The following is a 17,063-nucleotide window of genomic DNA, read 5'->3' as shown; positions in this document are numbered from 1 at the left end:
CATGAGAAAGTTGTCAGTATTTTTAAGTCTTTCTTTGTTGGTACTTCTGTTTGTCGCGCTGGTGGTACTTAATAACCAACTGTTAGGCAAATACCGTGCAGATCTCACAGAGAACGCGGTGTATTCATTGTCTGACGGCAGCAAAGCGGTGCTCGGCGAGTTAGATGAACCCGTTACCCTCTATTTCTTCTACTCCGATACCGCATCAAAAGGCATGACCAGCCTGAGAAACTATGCCAATAGGGTACTGAGTTTACTGGAAGAGTATGAACAGGCCTCAAACGGCAAGGTACGCCTGAAGGTGATTGATCCCGAACCGTTTTCCGAGGCGGAAGATCAGGCGTCGCAGTTTGGTCTGACAGGCGCGTCGATAGGCAGCATCGGGGAAGCGGTCTATTTTGGACTGGCGGGAACCAATACACTGGATGACCAGTTCACAATCAACTTTTTCGATCCACAGAAAGAGCAGTTTCTGGAGTACGACATCAGTAAGCTTATCTATCAGTTAAGCGACCCTGAACCCGTGAAACTTACGCTTATCTCGTCGCTTCCGGTGACGGGGGGTCAAAACCCAATGACCGGGCAATACAGTCAGGCGATGGTGTTTTATGAGCAACTTTCGCAACTCTACGATGTGGAATTACTGAATCCTGAAGCCGAGTCGTTACCGCAGGATACAGACGTAATCATGTTGGCGCATGCCACGTCATTGAGCGAGCCACTTAGTTTTGCTATTGACCAGTTCGTGATGAATCAGGGACGCCTGCTGGCGTTTGTCGATCCACACTTTGAATCTGACCAGATGGCGATGATGGGAGCTATGCAGGCTAACCCGTCAGACATGTCATTACTGGAGAAGTGGGGAATTTCACTGGATGAAGGCGGTGTGCTTCTCGATGAACAGCTGGGACTAGAGATCCGAAGTCAGGATGGGGGCATCGTCAGGCATCCGGGGATCTTAGGTCTTACTGCTGAAAACCTGGATCGCGCTGATGTCACCACAGCAAATCTGGAAATGATCAACGGGGCATCTTTCGGCGCGCTGATTCTGGATAAGAGCAGTGCGCTAAAGCAGGAAGCGCTGATGCAGACATCTGACAACGCTATGTTGATTGATGCGCAGGAGTATGCGCTTAACCGAGAGCCCTCATCATTATTCATGGGGCAACCGGACGCACGTGACAGGTTCACGCTGGCGGCGCGTTTTACCGGTGAACTGGCCTCAGCATATACACAGGCACCGGCAGACAGCGAGGGCACGTTTAAAGCGTCCACCGCCGGCGCTAATATCGTGGTCGTGGCGGATGCTGATATGTTGGTAGATCAGTTTTGGGTGCAGCAGAGCAGCTTTTTCGGACAAACTCTGTATACGCCGTTTGCGAATAACGGCGACTTCATTACCAACGCGACCGAGAATCTGGCCGGTAGTGATGCCCTTATCAGTGTCCGCAGTCGCGGAACTTTTGCCCGTCCGTTCACCCGGGTACAGGCCATTGAAATGAAAGCGGAAGCGAAATTCCGGGAGCAGGAAGAACGTTTACAAAGCCAGCTAGAGCAGACCGAAGCACAGCTTGCACAACTGCAGTCCCAACAGGCTCAGGGGGGCGCACTGGTGATGACGGATGAGCAGCAGACCGCTATTGATGAGTTCGTTGAGCAGCGTGTCGCAATCCGAAAAGCACTCAGAGATGTTCGCTACCAGTTAGAACGCGATATTGATGCGTTAGGCAACTGGCTGAAGTTACTCAATGTCGCCGCCGCGCCTGTGGCACTGGTATTTTTGTTGTTTCTTATCTTCTGGATTGGTAAACGGCGTGCGCCTGCTGCAGTGAAGGAGGCATCCTCATGAGTATACGTGTACTGGTATTGACCACATTGGTGGCGCTATCAGGCTCAGTCGCATACTGGCTTGGTTCGGAGCGAGATGAAGAGTCGGGTCAGATCCAGTCACAGGCATGGATGAAAGGCTTTTCTGAACAGGCGTCTGCAATAAACAGTGTGACAATCAGCAACCCGCAGGGCGTGATTTTTAAGGCGTCTCAACAAAATGGGGAGTGGATGGCCAATCATCTGGATACCATGCAAAGCTTTCCGGTTGACCGCCAGGCATTGGGAGAGCTGGTGGGAGCCTTGCGGAACGCGCAGGTTCTTGAACCGAAAACTGCCAACCCTGATAATTACACACGTCTGGGACTGGAAGCCCTTGATGTACCCGATGCGCAGAGTGTGCTGCTTGAGTTAGCGACCGGCAAGCAGAAGTGGTCTTTAATTGTGGGTGATTCAGCCAGCAGCGGACTGGGGCAGTACGTGCGTGAGCAAGGTCGTGCTGTCAGTTACCTGATAGATACCACGTTGTCATTGCCGCGTTCTTCCATTGACTGGCTGGAAAACGAGGTATTGCCGTTTTCCGATCAGGATATCGAGAAGGTCGTGGTGGCATTTAACCGTCAACCGGAAATGACACTAACCCGCAGTGAGGGAGATGTTGCAGAGCCCTGGATATGGGAGCAACAGCCACGCGACAGCAGTTTGGCGTTTCCCGGTGTTATTGCCCAGACCATCGGGCAAATGACGCCTCTGCAATTTACTGATGTGGCCCCTTATGTACAACATCAGTGGGAGCAGCAGGTACTGATAGGCGATATTGTTTTTACGCTGGGGGATGGCAGTGAAATTTTTGCCTATATGACTGAGGCGGACGATGAAGGGTTGCACAAGATCTGGTTTAGTACACCAGACAGCCCGCACTGGGTGAGTGACTGGGTGTTTACTCTGAACGAATATCAGGCGTCCGTGTTTCAGATTACCAGTGAGCAGCTGCTGCAGCCTGAAGGCTGAATGTGATGTTGGCGATAAGCGCTGGTACCTGTTACACCAATCCGTATTAAGCCTGGCTAAGCATGCGTCAGACTTATTTACATTACTGATATCTGCTGTCGCCGGCTTTCAGAACAAGCTCTGGTATTTCCGCTCTGTCTTTGGCGAGACAGACGTTACTCTTTTTGGGCGTGTTTACAGGCTGCCAGTAGGGTCTGGAAGTGCGCTTCGCCTTTTTCCGTTGTGGTATCGATATTATCGCGGTAAATCTTTTCCGGATCGCCGAAATCCGCCAGAACTCTCTCAATGTCATCTTCACGGATAAGATGAAGTACCGGGTACGGCGAGCGATTGGTAAAGTGTGTGGGTGAGTCTGGCGACTCGCCTTCAAATACATAGTCAGGATGGAAACTGGCGAGTTGATACACACCACGGAACCCCCAGTCGTCGATGAGCCTGTCTGCCATCGACAGAATATCCAGAAAGCCATCAAAAGACTGCACGTCTTCGTTATCGAGGATCAGAAGTGTTGTAGCGATGCTGTCATCACCATCCAGCAACTGGCATTCCTGAAACAGCGACTCCAGTAATTCGCCGGCGTCACCGGTGGCAACGCAATAGCGAATTTTCTCAGGGTGTCGCACAAATCGCGCAAACGGACAGAAATTATGGGCGATAACGACATCGTCGACCCATTGTCTGGTTGCGGCGATTTGTTGTAAGGCTTTCACGAATGAAATTTTACGTAAGCTTCGAGGGTATTTTCAATCAGGCTGGCTACCGTCATGGGTCCAACGCCCCCTGGTACCGGTGTGATCCATCCGGCCCGTTCTTTGGCTTTTTCGAACTCGACATCGCCTACCAGGCTGCCATCGGCCACGCGGTTAATACCGACATCGATCACAATAGCACCTGGCTTGATCCAGTCGCCAGGAATAAAGTTTGGTTTCCCAACTGCGACGACCAGTAAATCAGCGCGGGTTACGTGAGCGCGAAGATCCTTGGTAAATTTGTGGCATGTGGTAACGGTGCAGCCGGCCAGCAACAATTCCAGCCCCATGGGACGACCGACGATATTCGACGCGCCAACAATGACTGCATCCAAGCCTTTAACCGGTCGCTTAGTGGCTTCAATCATCGTCATGATGCCTTTGGGCGTACAGGGCCTGAGTGCCGGTATGCGCTGCGCTAACCGGCCAATATTGTAAGGGTGAAATCCATCGACATCTTTATGCGGATGAATACGTTCCAGCACTTTCTCGGCATTCAGGCCGGCAGGTAAGGGGAGCTGTACCAGAATGCCGTCGATTGTGGCATCAGTATTTAATTCATCAACCAGTGAGAGTAGTTCCTCTTCAGAGGTATCCGCCGGCAAATCAAACGACTTTGAAACAAAGCCCACTTCTTCACAGGCTTTGCGTTTATTGGAGACATAAACCTGCGATGCGGCATCGCTACCCACTAACACAACTGCCAGCCCGGGCTGTCTTTTCTTCGCTTCAATCAAAGAGGATACATAAGAGGCGACATCCTGACGGACTTGTTTGGCAATTTTTTTGCCATCGATCAAATGGGCAGTCATAGTTTGTAAAATCCACGGTCTTTTAAACGGCGCTATATTGTTTCATAAAAGCGGATGTGGCTACCAGCGCAAAGTGAGCTTTGAAGTGTGGTTTTTATCGACAACGTATTACTTAAGTTTTGAGATGACAGAAAAAGCGAACTTTCTTAATTGTTCAAACAGCACTTCAGAATTTGCATTGGGTACGTGAGCGACAGCGTTTTCTCTATTTGAAGATATGTGCCGTAAAAGTGATGGTCTTATGCTCAATTTGAACAAAAAAAGACAGTATTGGGCGCTTTGTGAGCGGTTGTGCATTTTGTCGAAAAAAGTGTTTGACGAGGTCAGGGGTAGTCGGTAATATGCGCCCCCCGTAGCGGTAGTGAAGTTCACAACCTCTACACAGTCGGTGAGTGGCGCAGCTTGGTAGCGCACTTGGTTTGGGTCCAAGGGGTCGCAGGTTCAAATCCTGTCTCACCGACCACTTTTGCAAGCGATGATTCGTCGGGCGCCCGTAGCTCAGCTGGATAGAGCAACGGCCTTCTAAGCCGTGGGTCGCAGGTTCGAATCCTGCCGGGCGCGCCATTGGCGGTCAGGTGGGCAATCAACCTGACTTAATGGAAAGAATCGTCAACGTAAAAAACAGATGGTATACTTTACCGGAAGTTAATTACGACTTGCAGCACCTCTATGGTGGGCGTAGCTCAGTTGGTAGAGCCCCGGATTGTGATTCCGGTTGTCGTGGGTTCAAATCCCATCGTCCACCCCACTTTTTCGCGGAAGTGGTGGAATTGGTAGACACGCTGGATTTAGGTTCCAGTGCTTCACGGCGTGAGAGTTCAAGTCTCTCCTTCCGCACCATATACAATGTATATCCCTATCGTTCGGTGAGTGGCGCAGCTTGGTAGCGCACTTGGTTTGGGTCCAAGGGGTCGCAGGTTCAAATCCTGTCTCACCGACCACTTTTCTAGAAAGTCATCCCAGAAATATTCGAAGAAAGCCAAGACCCCATGGCGGCGAAGCCACGGGTCGCAGTAATCAGCAGAAGTTTTTTCACGACGTCACGAAATGGCTTGTTGAGCGCGATTTAACGAGATCTTTTCCTGATTTTCTCTGTTTCGTTCCGGAAACGCTCATAAAAACGCCAGTAAAGCCCCAAAGGTGTGCTTTAGCCCTCGACTCTGCAATTTGCTGGCTGTATACTACCGCGTCTTTTTTTAACCAATGCGTTAGGCCGTTGGCGCTTCCGGTGCCAAAACAGTGGTGAGACCAACGGTTGTAAACGTGAGATATCGACCTCTACCCCGGTGTGATATGCCGTACTGGCAGGCGGGAGAGGGGAATGCGAACAAAGCGTCTGTAAAGGCGCAAAGTTGAGGTAATACAATGCAAGTTTCAGTCGAGACGACCCAGGGTTTAGAACGCCGTCTTACTATCACCGTTCCAGCTGACTCGGTAGATTCAGCCGTTAAATCTCGCCTACAACAACTGGCGAAAACACAGCGTATCAACGGTTTCCGTCCAGGCAAGGTTCCGGTAAGCGTAATCAAAAAGCGCTACGGCCAGGCTGTACGTCAGGAGATTGCTGGCGATGTGATGCAGCAAAACTTCTATCAGGCGGTGGTACAGGAAAAACTGCAGCCTGCAGGTATGCCTAAATTCGAACTGACCAAAGATGAAGATGGTCAGGATTTCGAATTTGTTGCCTCTTTTGAAGTGTATCCGGAAGTAGAAGTGAAGGGCGTAAGCGACCTGGAAATTGAAAAGCCGGTAGTTGATATCAAAGACGAAGATCTTGATTCAATGATGGAAACGCTGCAGAAGCAACACGCAACGTGGAAAGAAGTGAAACGCAAAGCCAAGAAAGACGACCGCGTAGTTATCGATTTCGTTGGTTCTATTGACGGTGAAGAGTTTGAAGGCGGTAAAGCAGAAGACTTTACGCTGGAGCTTGGCAAAGGCCGCATGATTGACGGTTTTGAAAAGCCAATCGTTGGTGCGAAAGCAGGCGAAGAAGTAACTGTGGAAGTGACTTTCCCAGAAGATTACCACGCAGAAGCCCTGAAAGGGAAAGATGCGGTATTCCAGGTAACAGTGAAAAAAGTGGAAGGTCAGCAACTGCCTAAAGTTGATGATGAGTTCGCGAAGCTGTTCGGCGTGGAAGAAGGTGGCGTAGATGCGCTTAAAGCTGAAGTTCGTAAGAACATGCAGCGTGAGCTGGATCAAACACTGAAAACGCAGGTCAAAGAAGATGTGATTGCGAAGCTGATCGATGCTAACGAGGTAGATATTCCTCAAGCGCTAATCGATCAGGAAGTGAATGCACTTCGCGAACAGGCCAAACAGCGCTTCAGCCAGCAAGGCGGTGGCCAGAATATGCCTGAACTGCCTGCAGAGCTTTTCACTGACAATGCAAAACGTCGCGTTTCTATTGGCTTGTTGCTGGGTGAAATCATCAAGCAGAACGAGTTGAAAGCGGATGAAGCTAAGGTCAATGACATGATCGAGACGCAGGCGTCTGCGTACGAAGATCCGCAAGAAGTGATTGAGTACTACAAAAACAACCAGGAACTGATGCAGCAAATGCAAAATGTTGCCCTGGAAGAGCAAGCAATTGAGTGGGTTCTTGACCAGGCTAAGGTTAAAGAAGTCAACAAAGGTTTTGATGAGGTTATGAACAAACAGGCGTAATTTTTTACTGTCTGATTGACTTAACCTGTCAGCAACTGCTTAAATGCTCGGAGCCTTCCGAGCATTTTTGTTTTTAACGCTAAGAATTCAAGGTAGCTATGACTAATACCCCGTTTGATCCGATGAATGCACTTGTTCCCATGGTTGTTGAGCAAACTTCCAAAGGTGAGCGTTCTTATGACATCTACTCACGTCTTTTAAAAGAGAACGTGATCTTTCTGGTTGGACAGGTGGAAGACCACATGGCTAACCTTATTGTAGCCCAAATGCTGTTTTTGGAAGCGGAGAACCCTGAAAAGGACATCTTCCTGTACATCAACTCGCCAGGTGGTTCAGTGACAGCTGGCATGGCGATTTATGACACCATGAATTTCATTAAACCTGATGTAAGTACCGTGTGTGTCGGGCAAGCAGCCAGCATGGGCGCATTCCTGTTGTCTGGTGGCGCGAAAGGCAAGCGTTACTGCCTGCCGAACTCGCGCGTAATGATTCACCAGCCATTAGGTGGTTTCCAGGGACAGGCGTCTGATTTTGAAATTCACGCTAAAGAGATCCTGTCTATTAAAGAGAAGCTGAACCGACTGATGGCGCAGCACACCGGTCAGGACTATGAGACCGTTGCACGGGATACGGACCGTGATAACTTTTTATCTGCGACTGAAGCGAAAGAATACGGCATTATTGATCAGGTTCTAACAAATCGATCTGACGCAGCCACTACGAAGTAGTATAGTTATAGTATCCTGAACGTGTGATTTCACACTTCTCGTTTTCAGTTCAGGCAAGGCAGAGGCAAACGTAATGAGTGATAAACAGAACGGTGACGGTGACAACAAATTACTGTACTGCTCGTTTTGTGGCAAAAGCCAACACGAAGTAAGAAAGCTAATTGCAGGACCATCGGTATTCATTTGTGATGAGTGCGTTGAGCTGTGTAACGACATCATTCGTGAAGAGATTAAAGAGATTGCGCCTAAGCAAAAGCAGGACGCACTTCCTAAACCTCACGAGATCCACGGGCACCTGAACGATTATGTTATCGGTCAGGAGCACGCGAAAAAGGTGTTGTCGGTAGCGGTATACAATCACTATAAACGTCTTCGCAATGGCGATGTTCATGATGGCGTTGAGTTGGGCAAAAGTAACATTCTACTTATTGGCCCTACAGGTAGTGGTAAAACACTGCTGGCGGAAACGCTGGCGCGCCTGCTGGATGTTCCTTTCACCATGGCGGATGCAACGACACTGACCGAAGCCGGTTACGTGGGTGAAGATGTTGAAAACATCATTCAGAAGCTGCTACAGAAATGCGATTACGATGTAGAGAAGGCCCAGCGCGGCATTGTTTACATTGATGAAATCGACAAAATTTCACGCAAGTCAGATAACCCGTCGATTACCCGGGATGTGTCTGGAGAAGGCGTTCAGCAAGCCCTGTTGAAGTTAATCGAAGGCACTGTCGCATCGGTTCCGCCGCAAGGTGGCCGTAAGCATCCGCAGCAGGAGTTTTTGCAGGTTGATACCTCTAAGATCCTGTTTATCTGTGGTGGGGCATTCGCTGGCCTGGATAAGGTAATTCAGCAGCGAGCGCAGACTGGCTCGGGTATCGGCTTTGGTGCAAAAGTGAAATCCAAAGAAGACGATAAAAAGGTCAGTGAGCTGTTCAAGCAGGTAGAGCCGGAAGATTTGGTGAAATACGGGCTTATCCCTGAGTTCATCGGTCGTCTTCCCGTTGTGACCAGCTTAGAAGAGCTGAGTGAAGAAGCCCTGATCCAAATCCTTCGTGAGCCTAAAAACGCCATTACCAAGCAGTATGGCGCGTTGTTCGCGCTGGAAGATACCGAGCTTGAGTTCCGTGAAGATGCCCTTTACGCCATAGCGAAAAAGGCAATGCATCGTAAAACCGGAGCACGTGGCTTACGGTCAATCGTTGAGGCTGTATTGTTAGATACTATGTATGACTTACCGTCCATGGATAATGTCAGTAAGGTCGTCATTGATGAAACCGTTATCAGAGGGGAGTCAAAACCCATCCTGATATACGACAATGCGGATAAGAAAGCCGCATCCGAATAGAAAAAGGCCTGCGGGCCTTTTTTTGTGCCCGCTTTTTACGATCCGCGAAGTTTGTAGCATCACCGCCATAAGAGATTTTGCAAAAACGTAATGCCTACAAATTTGCAGGTGTCCGGCCACAGTGCCGCAGTGCTTTGTCATCGTGAATAGCTAAAAGTAACAGCAGGAAAAAGCGGTTTTGAAAAGGTATTGCCGGGGTGCAGAGTAAGGGGAGCTGCCACTCATACCGAACCGATTTGCATGTATTCTGTACAAATTACGTCGTAATAGCGGGGCATCCCCATTTATGCGTAACACCGATATAAGAAAGGGTTGCCATTCCGCGTAAAATCGATAATGGTGAAAGAAAGGATTGCGGCATCACCCAAAGACCCTCTGAATCAAAAACCGGATTGAACTTTGTCATCGCATCCCCATATAAATCGACATTGCTAAAAGAGATAGAGAGCACGTATGACAGACGAGCGCGATAATCGCATTGAAATTCCCGTACTCGCGTTACGGGACGTGGTAGTGTACCCGCACATGGTCATACCTTTGTTTGTAGGACGAGAAAAGTCTATTCGTTGCCTGGAAGCGGCGATGGAAAACGACAAACAAATATTCCTGGTTGCGCAAAAGGATGCCGGTGTTGATGAGCCGGAGTCGGATGATATTTACAGCGTGGGGACCATAGCGACCATTCTGCAACTGTTAAAGTTACCTGACGGCACAGTGAAAGTGCTTGTTGAGGGGAATGTTCGTGGTGAAATTGGTGACTATACACAGTCTGAACCGTATTTTACTGCGACAGTCAGCCGGGTAGAAGATGAAACGCTTTCTGAAAGCGAGCAGGAAGTGTTGATCCGCTCTGCGGTTTCTCAGTTTGAGGGATACGTAAAGCTGAACAAGAAAATTCCGCCGGAAGTACTCACGTCGCTTAATGGTATTGAAGATGCAGCGCGTCTTGCCGACACCATGGCTGCCCACATGCCACTGAAACTCACCGAAAAACAAAAAGTGCTTGAAATGAAAGGCGTTAATGAACGTCTGGAATATCTCATGGCACTGATGGAAGGTGAAATCGATCTGTTGCAGGTAGAGAAGAAAATTCGTACCCGCGTGAAAAAGCAGATGGAAAAAAGCCAGCGTGAGTATTACCTGAATGAGCAAATGAAAGCGATTCAGAAAGAACTCGGTGAGCTGGACGATGCGCCTGATGAATTTGAAGCGCTGAGTAAAAAGATTGAAGACGCCAAAATGCCGAAAGAGGCTGAGGACAAAGCGAAAGCCGAACTGCAGAAGCTGAAAATGATGTCGCCGATGTCAGCAGAGGCAACAGTGGTTCGCAGCTATATCGAATGGCTGACGAATGTGCCGTGGAATAAGCGCAGCCCGGTGAAAAAAGATTTGTCCCGCGCCGAACAGGTTCTGGATGCCGATCATTATGGTCTGGAGAAGGTAAAAGAGCGCATCGTTGAGTATCTCGCGGTGCAGCAGCGAGTTAAGAAGCTTAAGGGCCCGATCCTGTGTCTTGTGGGACCGCCAGGGGTAGGTAAAACCTCACTGGGTCAGTCTATCGCCAAGGCTACCGGAAGAAAGTATGTCCGCATGGCGCTGGGCGGTGTGCGGGATGAGGCGGAAATTCGCGGTCACCGTCGCACTTACATTGGCTCACTTCCGGGCAAGCTGATTCAGAAGATGGCGAAAGTGGGCGTGAAAAACCCGCTGTTCCTGTTAGACGAAATTGACAAGATGTCAGCAGATATGCGCGGCGATCCGTCTTCGGCGTTGTTAGAAGTGCTGGACCCCGAACAGAATAACAGCTTCAGTGATCATTACCTGGAGGTCGACTACGACCTGTCTGACGTTATGTTCGTGGCGACGTCTAACAGCATGAATATTCCGGGGCCGCTGCTTGACCGCATGGAAGTGATTCGTCTTTCGGGCTACACCGAGGATGAAAAGCTTAATATTGCGACGCGCCATCTGATAAGCAAACAGATGGAACGTAACGGACTTAAGAAGAAAGAACTGGACATTACAGAATCTGCGATCATCGGCATTATCCGTTATTACACGCGGGAAGCCGGGGTGCGTAATCTTGAGCGGGAAATATCGAAAGTGTGCCGTAAAGCCGTAAAAGATATCCTGCTAAGCAAAAGCAAAGATACTGTCGTAGTGAATCAGGACAATCTGAAAGATTTTCTTGGCGTGCAGCGTTTCGACTATGGAAAAGCCGATAAAGACAACCAGATTGGTCAGGTTACCGGTCTGGCATGGACTCAGGTTGGCGGCGACTTGCTAACCATTGAAACCACCGCCGTACCAGGCAAGGGCAAAATGACCTCTACGGGTTCACTCGGTGACGTTATGCAGGAGTCGATTAAAGCCGCCATGACGGTGGTCAGAAGCCGAGCTGACAAATTGCGTATTAACGCTGATTTCTATGAGAAACGTGATATTCATGTTCACGTACCAGAAGGTGCCACACCAAAAGACGGTCCGAGTGCGGGTATCGCCATGTGTACGGCGCTGGTCTCGACGCTAACCGGAAACCCGGTGAAATGCGAAGTGGCCATGACAGGAGAAATCACATTGCGTGGTGAGGTTCTTGCCATTGGTGGACTTAAGGAAAAGTTATTAGCGGCTCACCGTGGCGGCATTAAAACCGTAGTGATACCAAAAGAGAATGAACGTGATCTGGAAGAAATCCCAGACAATGTGAAAAAAGATTTAGACATTCACCCAGTAAAATGGATTGATGAGGTTCTGGATATCGCTTTGCAAGAACCGGTAGAATCGTTTCAGGTAGTGGACGCTAAATAACCAATCGGAATGCTGCAGCACGTGATTTACAAGGGCTGTAGCGCCTTTTTTAATAAAATAGTACAAAAATTAACCATAAAAACAACGAAACGCCGATTTTTTTAAAATTAGGGCTTTCAAGTCTCAGAAGTTGTGTTACCTTTACTGAGTACTCGCTTGAAGCCTTGTCACTAAAGGGATTGCAGCGATTCATTAAAAGTTAATTATTTGTAACATGTTGCTTGATGTTAATAATCAAGCTTGTTATAACGTCCAAGCAAACAAGTGTATTGGACAACCATATAATAACAATCGAAGGGGATCATAATTGTGAACAAGTCTCAACTTATCGACCAAATCGCTGCTGGTGCAGACATTTCTAAAGCAGCTGCTGGCCGCGCTCTTGACGCATTCACTGACTCAGTAACAGCAGCACTTAAAGACGGCGATCAGGTTGCACTGGTTGGTTTCGGTACTTTCTCAGTTCGTGAGCGTTCAGCTCGCAGTGGCCGTAACCCACAGACTGGTGAGACTATTCAGATTTCTGCAGCGAAAGTGCCTTCTTTCAAAGCAGGTAAAGCTCTGAAAGACGCTTGTAACTAAGCGCAAAAAACAATTCGAAAAGGCGATGGCATGTCCATCGCCTTTTTTATTTGTGCACGCAAATTTGTGGTATCAAAACGGCCGCAAGAACGCGTAAAAGTTTCGCGTTTCGGTTAGGTATTACGCTATAATCACCGCTTATTTTGCCCGCCTCCACATTAGTTGGCACGTTACTTAACGTCAGGGGCAATTGTTGTAAGCAACGGAGTTGAAATTTAATCATGCTAGAAAGAATCAGAGAAGGTTCTCAAGGCCCTTGGGCGATGATCGTAATCGGTCTAATCGTTCTTAGTTTCGTATTTGCAGGTGTAGGCAGCTATCTGACATCGTCAGGTTCAAATGCAGCTGCGACCGTGAATGGCGAAGAAATAAGTGCACAGGAACTTGAGCGCGCCTACCAGAACCAACGCCAGAGAATGGAATCACAATACGGTGAAGGCATTGCATCCTTGTTCTCAAGTGAGAGCTACCTTCAGGATTTTCGCCGTAATGTGTTGGATCGGCTTATCGCAGAAAAACTCATCCAACAAAAAGCGGCTGAGATGGGTCTTCGCGTCAGTGATAAACAAATTCGCGAAGCCGTCGCCACCATGCCTGAGTTTCAGTTTGACGGTAAGTTTGATAACGAGCGCTTCAAAGCGATCCTGGGGCAGAATGGTTATCAGGTCGCTGACTTTTTGAGCATGATGCGCACGCAGATGACGCAATCACAGCTTGCTGCGGCGCTAAATAGCTCCGAGTTCGCGTTGCCAGGTGAAGTGAAACGCGCTTATGACCTGCAGCAACAGACCCGCGATGCGAAAACGGTACTGGTTAGCGCAGAGGCTTTCGCCTCGGATATTACTGTTTCTGATGAAGAGATTCAGGCCTATTACGATGAAAATATCACGGCGTTTGATACTGATGAGCGCGTGAATATTGCGTATATTCTGCTTAATGCCGAAGACCTCAAAGCAGATGTTGAAGTCTCTGATGAGGAAGTTCAGACCTACTACAACAATAATATGGGTGCATACAGAACGGACGAAGAGCGCCGCGTATCACATATTCTGATTGAAGCGGGTGATGATGCCGATGCCGCTCGTCAAAAAGCGGAAGAGGTTCTGGAGAAAGTGAACAGCGGTGAAGATTTTGCTGAGCTTGCTGAAACCTATTCCGATGATACGTTTTCTGCTGAAAATGGCGGCGACCTTGACTTCATCTCACCGGACATGATGGATCCTGCTTTTGATGAGGCAGCGTTTGCGCTTCAAAATGTGGGCGATGTGAGTGACGTGGTTGAATCAGAATTTGGCTTCCACATCATTAAGCTAACAGATATTAAATCAGAGCAGGTTACACCGCTTGCTGAAGTAGAATCTGATATTCGTGACAGGCTAGCCTCAGACAAAGCCATGGAGCGTTTTTACGAGCTGCAGACTGCAATGGCAGAAGTGGCATTTGAACGTCCTGACTCTCTGGACGATGTCGCTGCAGCGGTAAACGGAACGATTCAGGAAACCGGGTTTTATTCTCGTAACACAGCGCCGGTCCCACTGGATTCGGCAAATGCCATCGATGTTGCATTCTCTGCTGAACTCATCGAAGATCGCGTAAACAGCGATATCGTTGAATTAAGTGAGAACACCGTTGCCGTAATGCGCGTTCGTGAGCACCAACCTCAGCGCACACAAGCGCTGGAAGAGGTCAAAGAAGGCATTGTGGCAACCGTTCAGGCTGAGAAAGCCCAGCAGCGCGCACAAAGCTGGGCGCAAGACGTTGTGGCATCACTCAATGAAGGCAATGATGTAACCGCAATGCTCGATGAGTACGATCTTGCCTGGGAAAGCCATGACGGCGTTACCCGCAATGGGGGACAACTCCCACGTGGTATGGCAGATGCGCTGTTCCGCTTGTCTCCGGAATCAGGTAGCAACACCGAAGTGACGTCACTGGCGTCCGGCGATGTTGGCATTGTTCAGCTGCTGGCTGTGAACAGTGGCGAAGCGCTGGCTGATGAACAACGTACGCAATTGCAACAGCAACTTGCGCAGATGTACAGTCAGAGTATGTATCAGACTTATATCGATGCACTTCGTGAACAGGCGGAAGTTACGATTAATCCGAACCTGTAATTCTTGAAGTATGTTAAAGAGCCGGCGTTATGCCGGCTTTTTTGTGTGCGTTATTGCAGCGGATTGGCAAAATGGACCGATGGCTTGTAATTACTTGCGATAATTAATGTGTGAGATAGAGCATTAACGTGTAGAAACCTGCGATAACCAGAGATATCACCAGAATATAGGTGAAACCCTGTTTTCCCTGGCCCAGTGAATAGCCGTTAGATTTAAGGTAGCCAAACCAGAGCAGGCTTAACACCAGTGGTATCAGCACGATAATTTTCAGCATCTACATACTCCTCAATGGCGCCGAAATAATGAAACAGATTAAGTAAAATGTCGCAACTTTGAAAGTTTGCATATTCACTCAGTATTATTTTATACCACGATGCCATGATATCTGATCGCTTCAAAGCGGTTTACTGAAACTTCACCCTTGCTGATGCATCCCGCAACAAGATATCGCTACTGCCAGTGACAGTAATGACATTGATTCACCGTGAACATCTTATAGGTGCCCTGTCCCTTAACAGCAACATTTTCACTTACTGTAAACTAACAGTTTCTGCGAATTTTTCTTTTAATATTTATATCTTATTGAAAAATAATAGTAAAAGTCAGCCATTCTAAGGTGGGAATAGTTATTGCTTGTTTTCGGCGTATCTCCGCGTGTTTTATGCGGTTACATCGTGTTATGTAGAGTTCATCTTCCGGAGAAATTTGTTATGCGTTTTTTTGCAGCGTTAGTGCTTTCAGCGTTGGTCAGTTCTGGTGTCATGGCCGCTGACAGAAGTCATAGTCCGGTACAGTTACAGGCAGAGCAACGAGCCAAGCAACTCAGTCTGCCCGCAGGCTGGCAGCAACAGCTTAAAGTGGGTAGCACGTTAGACAGAACCTTATTCGAGGCATCTGAAGTTGTCTATCGCGATCCCGAATTGGGGTTAATGACCATCCAACTGGAAGATAAGTTCGTCAGAGTGGTTGCCGCGACACATGAAATTCTGGATGTAACTGATGATTTTTAACTGTCATTAATCTGTATTGCTTCTGTTATTTCAGTGTCACAGAAGGTGCGTTTAATACAGATTGAACGTAATTTTGCTTCTGAGTTAGTTAATGACACTGAATGTTTTATCTTCTTCTCACAGCGAAACCAGCAGCCTGCGCTTCGCTGAAATACTGATGGCGAGGGAGTCGGTGACTCCCAATGACGCGGGTTGCCAGACATTTCTTATTCACCGCCTTTCAAAGCTTGGTTTTCACTGTCAGCAGCATGTGATCAACGGGGTCTCTAACCTGATAGCACGTTGGGGGCAGGGTCCGGTTAATTTTGCTTTTAGTGGACATACCGACGTTGTTCCTCCTGGTCCACTGGATAAGTGGAATTCCGCGCCGTTTTCCCCGGTAGTTAACAACAGTATTCTCTATGGACGCGGTGCTGCTGATATGAAAACCGGAATCGCTGCGATGCTGGCTGCAACCGAGCGCGCCATACCGTCGTTAAACCGTGATGATGTCAGTTACTGGTGGCTCATTACCAGTGACGAAGAAGGTGAGGCGGAGTACGGCTCGCAGTGGATCAAGCAGTGGCTGGATGATGCGGGCGTGTCTCTGGACATGTGCATCGTCGGTGAGCCGACCGGATCTGTGCGTACCGGCGATACCATGAAGGTCGGACGCCGTGGTTCGTTATCCGGGACTATTACAGTAACCGGAAAACAGGGACACGTGGCATACCCACACAGCTGCGATAACGCAATTCATCGGGCCAGTAAGATCATTGAGGCGCTGACAGGGTATCCCTGGAAAGCGGGCAGTGCCGACTTTCCTGGTACCAGCCTGCAGATAACGCATCTCAATAGCGGCACGTTTACCGACAACCTGGTGCCTGGAGCCGCGCGTATCGAATTTAATGTGCGGTATGATAACGACTTTACTCAGCATAGCCTGTGTGAGCTGTTACACGCGCTGATTAACGGCGCGGATGATACCGCAAAAGTGCGCTGGTCCAGACCTTGCCGTGCGTATATGAGCCAGCCCCGCTCAGAACAATGCCTGATGCGCTACTGTGAAAGCGCCATTAAGCGGGCTACCGGCCGCTTCCCGGCGATTAGCACTTCCGGAGGGACATCCGACGGGCGATTTTATGCCAGTGAGCGCACTCAGGTCGTCGAGCTGGGGGTGCCTAACAACACCATACATCAGGTAAATGAGCATATTCACCTGTCTGATCTTGTGACATTAGAAGACGTCTACACGGATATTCTGCTTCAGTTGAGGCGGCATCGCTAATTGCGTTGCGCTCGATGTCCACTATGTGGCGATGCATATTCATGCTGCGCCCTTATTCTCTCTGATAAGCCAAAGTCTTTGCTACTGGCTCGGGCTTGTTCCTGATTTTCCGGCTGCACCGTAAGCGCCTGCAACTG

General features: G+C 48.8%; 13 protein-coding genes and 5 tRNA genes. 15 read left to right on the top strand and 3 right to left on the bottom strand.

Translation table 11 applies throughout. The features are described from left to right. The first annotated feature begins 1 nt into the window (after position 1). Together JKP77_RS14665 and JKP77_RS14660 are read left to right on the top strand one after the other, a co-directional pair. Complete coding sequence (locus JKP77_RS14665; RefSeq protein ID WP_218311909.1) at positions 2–1,849, top strand: GldG family protein; 1,848 nt, start codon at positions 2–4, stop codon at positions 1,847–1,849. Continuing rightward, positions 1,846–2,838, top strand: a complete 993-nt coding sequence (locus JKP77_RS14660; RefSeq protein ID WP_218311908.1) for a DUF4340 domain-containing protein — start codon at positions 1,846–1,848, stop codon at positions 2,836–2,838. Before JKP77_RS14665 ends, JKP77_RS14660 begins: the two co-directional genes overlap by 4 nt. Before the next feature lie 155 nt (positions 2,839–2,993). Here JKP77_RS14660 and JKP77_RS14655 read toward each other — a convergent pair whose 3' ends face one another. Further along, complete coding sequence (locus JKP77_RS14655; RefSeq protein ID WP_218311907.1) at positions 2,994–3,548, bottom strand: DUF1415 domain-containing protein; 555 nt, start codon at positions 3,546–3,548, stop codon at positions 2,994–2,996. Further along, positions 3,545–4,399 (bottom strand): bifunctional methylenetetrahydrofolate dehydrogenase/methenyltetrahydrofolate cyclohydrolase FolD, encoded by an 855-nt coding sequence (gene folD, locus JKP77_RS14650; protein WP_218311906.1) that lies wholly within the window; start codon positions 4,397–4,399, stop codon positions 3,545–3,547. Before folD ends, JKP77_RS14655 begins: the two co-directional genes overlap by 4 nt. A gap of 386 nt (positions 4,400–4,785) precedes the next feature. Here folD and JKP77_RS14645 point away from each other — a divergent pair. From JKP77_RS14645 to JKP77_RS14595, 11 genes are all read left to right on the top strand, one after another. Continuing rightward, positions 4,786–4,862: transfer RNA gene (locus tag JKP77_RS14645), tRNA-Pro, on the top strand. Positions 4,863–4,886: 24 nt separating this feature from the next. Next, positions 4,887–4,963 (top strand) — tRNA-Arg (locus tag JKP77_RS14640). A 108-nt stretch (positions 4,964–5,071) separates the two neighbouring features. Then, a tRNA-His gene (locus JKP77_RS14635) sits at positions 5,072–5,147 on the top strand. Between the two features lie 7 nt (positions 5,148–5,154). After that, a tRNA-Leu gene (locus tag JKP77_RS14630) sits at positions 5,155–5,239 on the top strand. A gap of 24 nt (positions 5,240–5,263) precedes the next feature. Continuing rightward, positions 5,264–5,340, top strand: a tRNA-Pro gene (locus JKP77_RS14625). Between the two features lie 424 nt (positions 5,341–5,764). After that, positions 5,765–7,069, top strand: a complete 1,305-nt coding sequence (tig, locus tag JKP77_RS14620) for a trigger factor (RefSeq protein WP_218311905.1) — start codon at positions 5,765–5,767, stop codon at positions 7,067–7,069. Between the two features lie 98 nt (positions 7,070–7,167). Then, the gene (gene clpP, locus JKP77_RS14615; protein ID WP_218311904.1) at positions 7,168–7,797 is read left to right on the top strand and encodes an ATP-dependent Clp endopeptidase proteolytic subunit ClpP; all 630 of its coding nucleotides are present in this window, start codon (positions 7,168–7,170) and stop codon (positions 7,795–7,797) included. Between the two features lie 73 nt (positions 7,798–7,870). Further along, entirely contained in the window at positions 7,871–9,145 is a 1,275-nt protein-coding gene (gene clpX / locus JKP77_RS14610) for an ATP-dependent protease ATP-binding subunit ClpX (RefSeq protein ID WP_218311903.1), read from the top strand. A 453-nt stretch (positions 9,146–9,598) separates the two neighbouring features. Further along, positions 9,599–11,953 (top strand): endopeptidase La, encoded by a 2,355-nt coding sequence (gene lon / locus JKP77_RS14605; RefSeq protein ID WP_218311902.1) that lies wholly within the window; start codon positions 9,599–9,601, stop codon positions 11,951–11,953. Positions 11,954–12,262: 309 nt separating this feature from the next. Continuing rightward, complete coding sequence (gene hupB, locus JKP77_RS14600; protein ID WP_012518978.1) at positions 12,263–12,535, top strand: nucleoid-associated protein HU-beta; 273 nt, start codon at positions 12,263–12,265, stop codon at positions 12,533–12,535. Positions 12,536–12,756: 221 nt separating this feature from the next. Continuing rightward, entirely contained in the window at positions 12,757–14,649 is a 1,893-nt protein-coding gene (locus tag JKP77_RS14595; RefSeq protein WP_218311901.1) for a SurA N-terminal domain-containing protein, read from the top strand. A 103-nt stretch (positions 14,650–14,752) separates the two neighbouring features. On the opposite strand, the gene JKP77_RS14590 is transcribed toward JKP77_RS14595, so the two are convergent. Next, the gene (locus tag JKP77_RS14590; RefSeq protein WP_218311900.1) at positions 14,753–14,923 is read right to left on the bottom strand and encodes a hypothetical protein; all 171 of its coding nucleotides are present in this window, start codon (positions 14,921–14,923) and stop codon (positions 14,753–14,755) included. Positions 14,924–15,359: 436 nt separating this feature from the next. Between JKP77_RS14590 and JKP77_RS14585 the strand changes: the two genes are divergently transcribed. Next, positions 15,360–15,659, top strand: a complete 300-nt coding sequence (locus JKP77_RS14585) for a hypothetical protein (RefSeq protein ID WP_218311899.1) — start codon at positions 15,360–15,362, stop codon at positions 15,657–15,659. 91 nt (positions 15,660–15,750) lie between these two features. Beyond that, positions 15,751–16,926, top strand: a complete 1,176-nt coding sequence (gene dapE, locus JKP77_RS14580; RefSeq protein ID WP_218311898.1) for a succinyl-diaminopimelate desuccinylase — start codon at positions 15,751–15,753, stop codon at positions 16,924–16,926. Positions 16,927–17,063 lie beyond the last annotated feature (137 nt).

This window comes from Alteromonas antoniana (assembly GCF_019249295.1).
Classification (GTDB): domain Bacteria; phylum Pseudomonadota; class Gammaproteobacteria; order Enterobacterales; family Alteromonadaceae; genus Alteromonas; species Alteromonas antoniana.
Note: the sequence above shows the minus strand (reverse complement) of the source record. Positions and strands in the feature narration are given on the sequence as shown.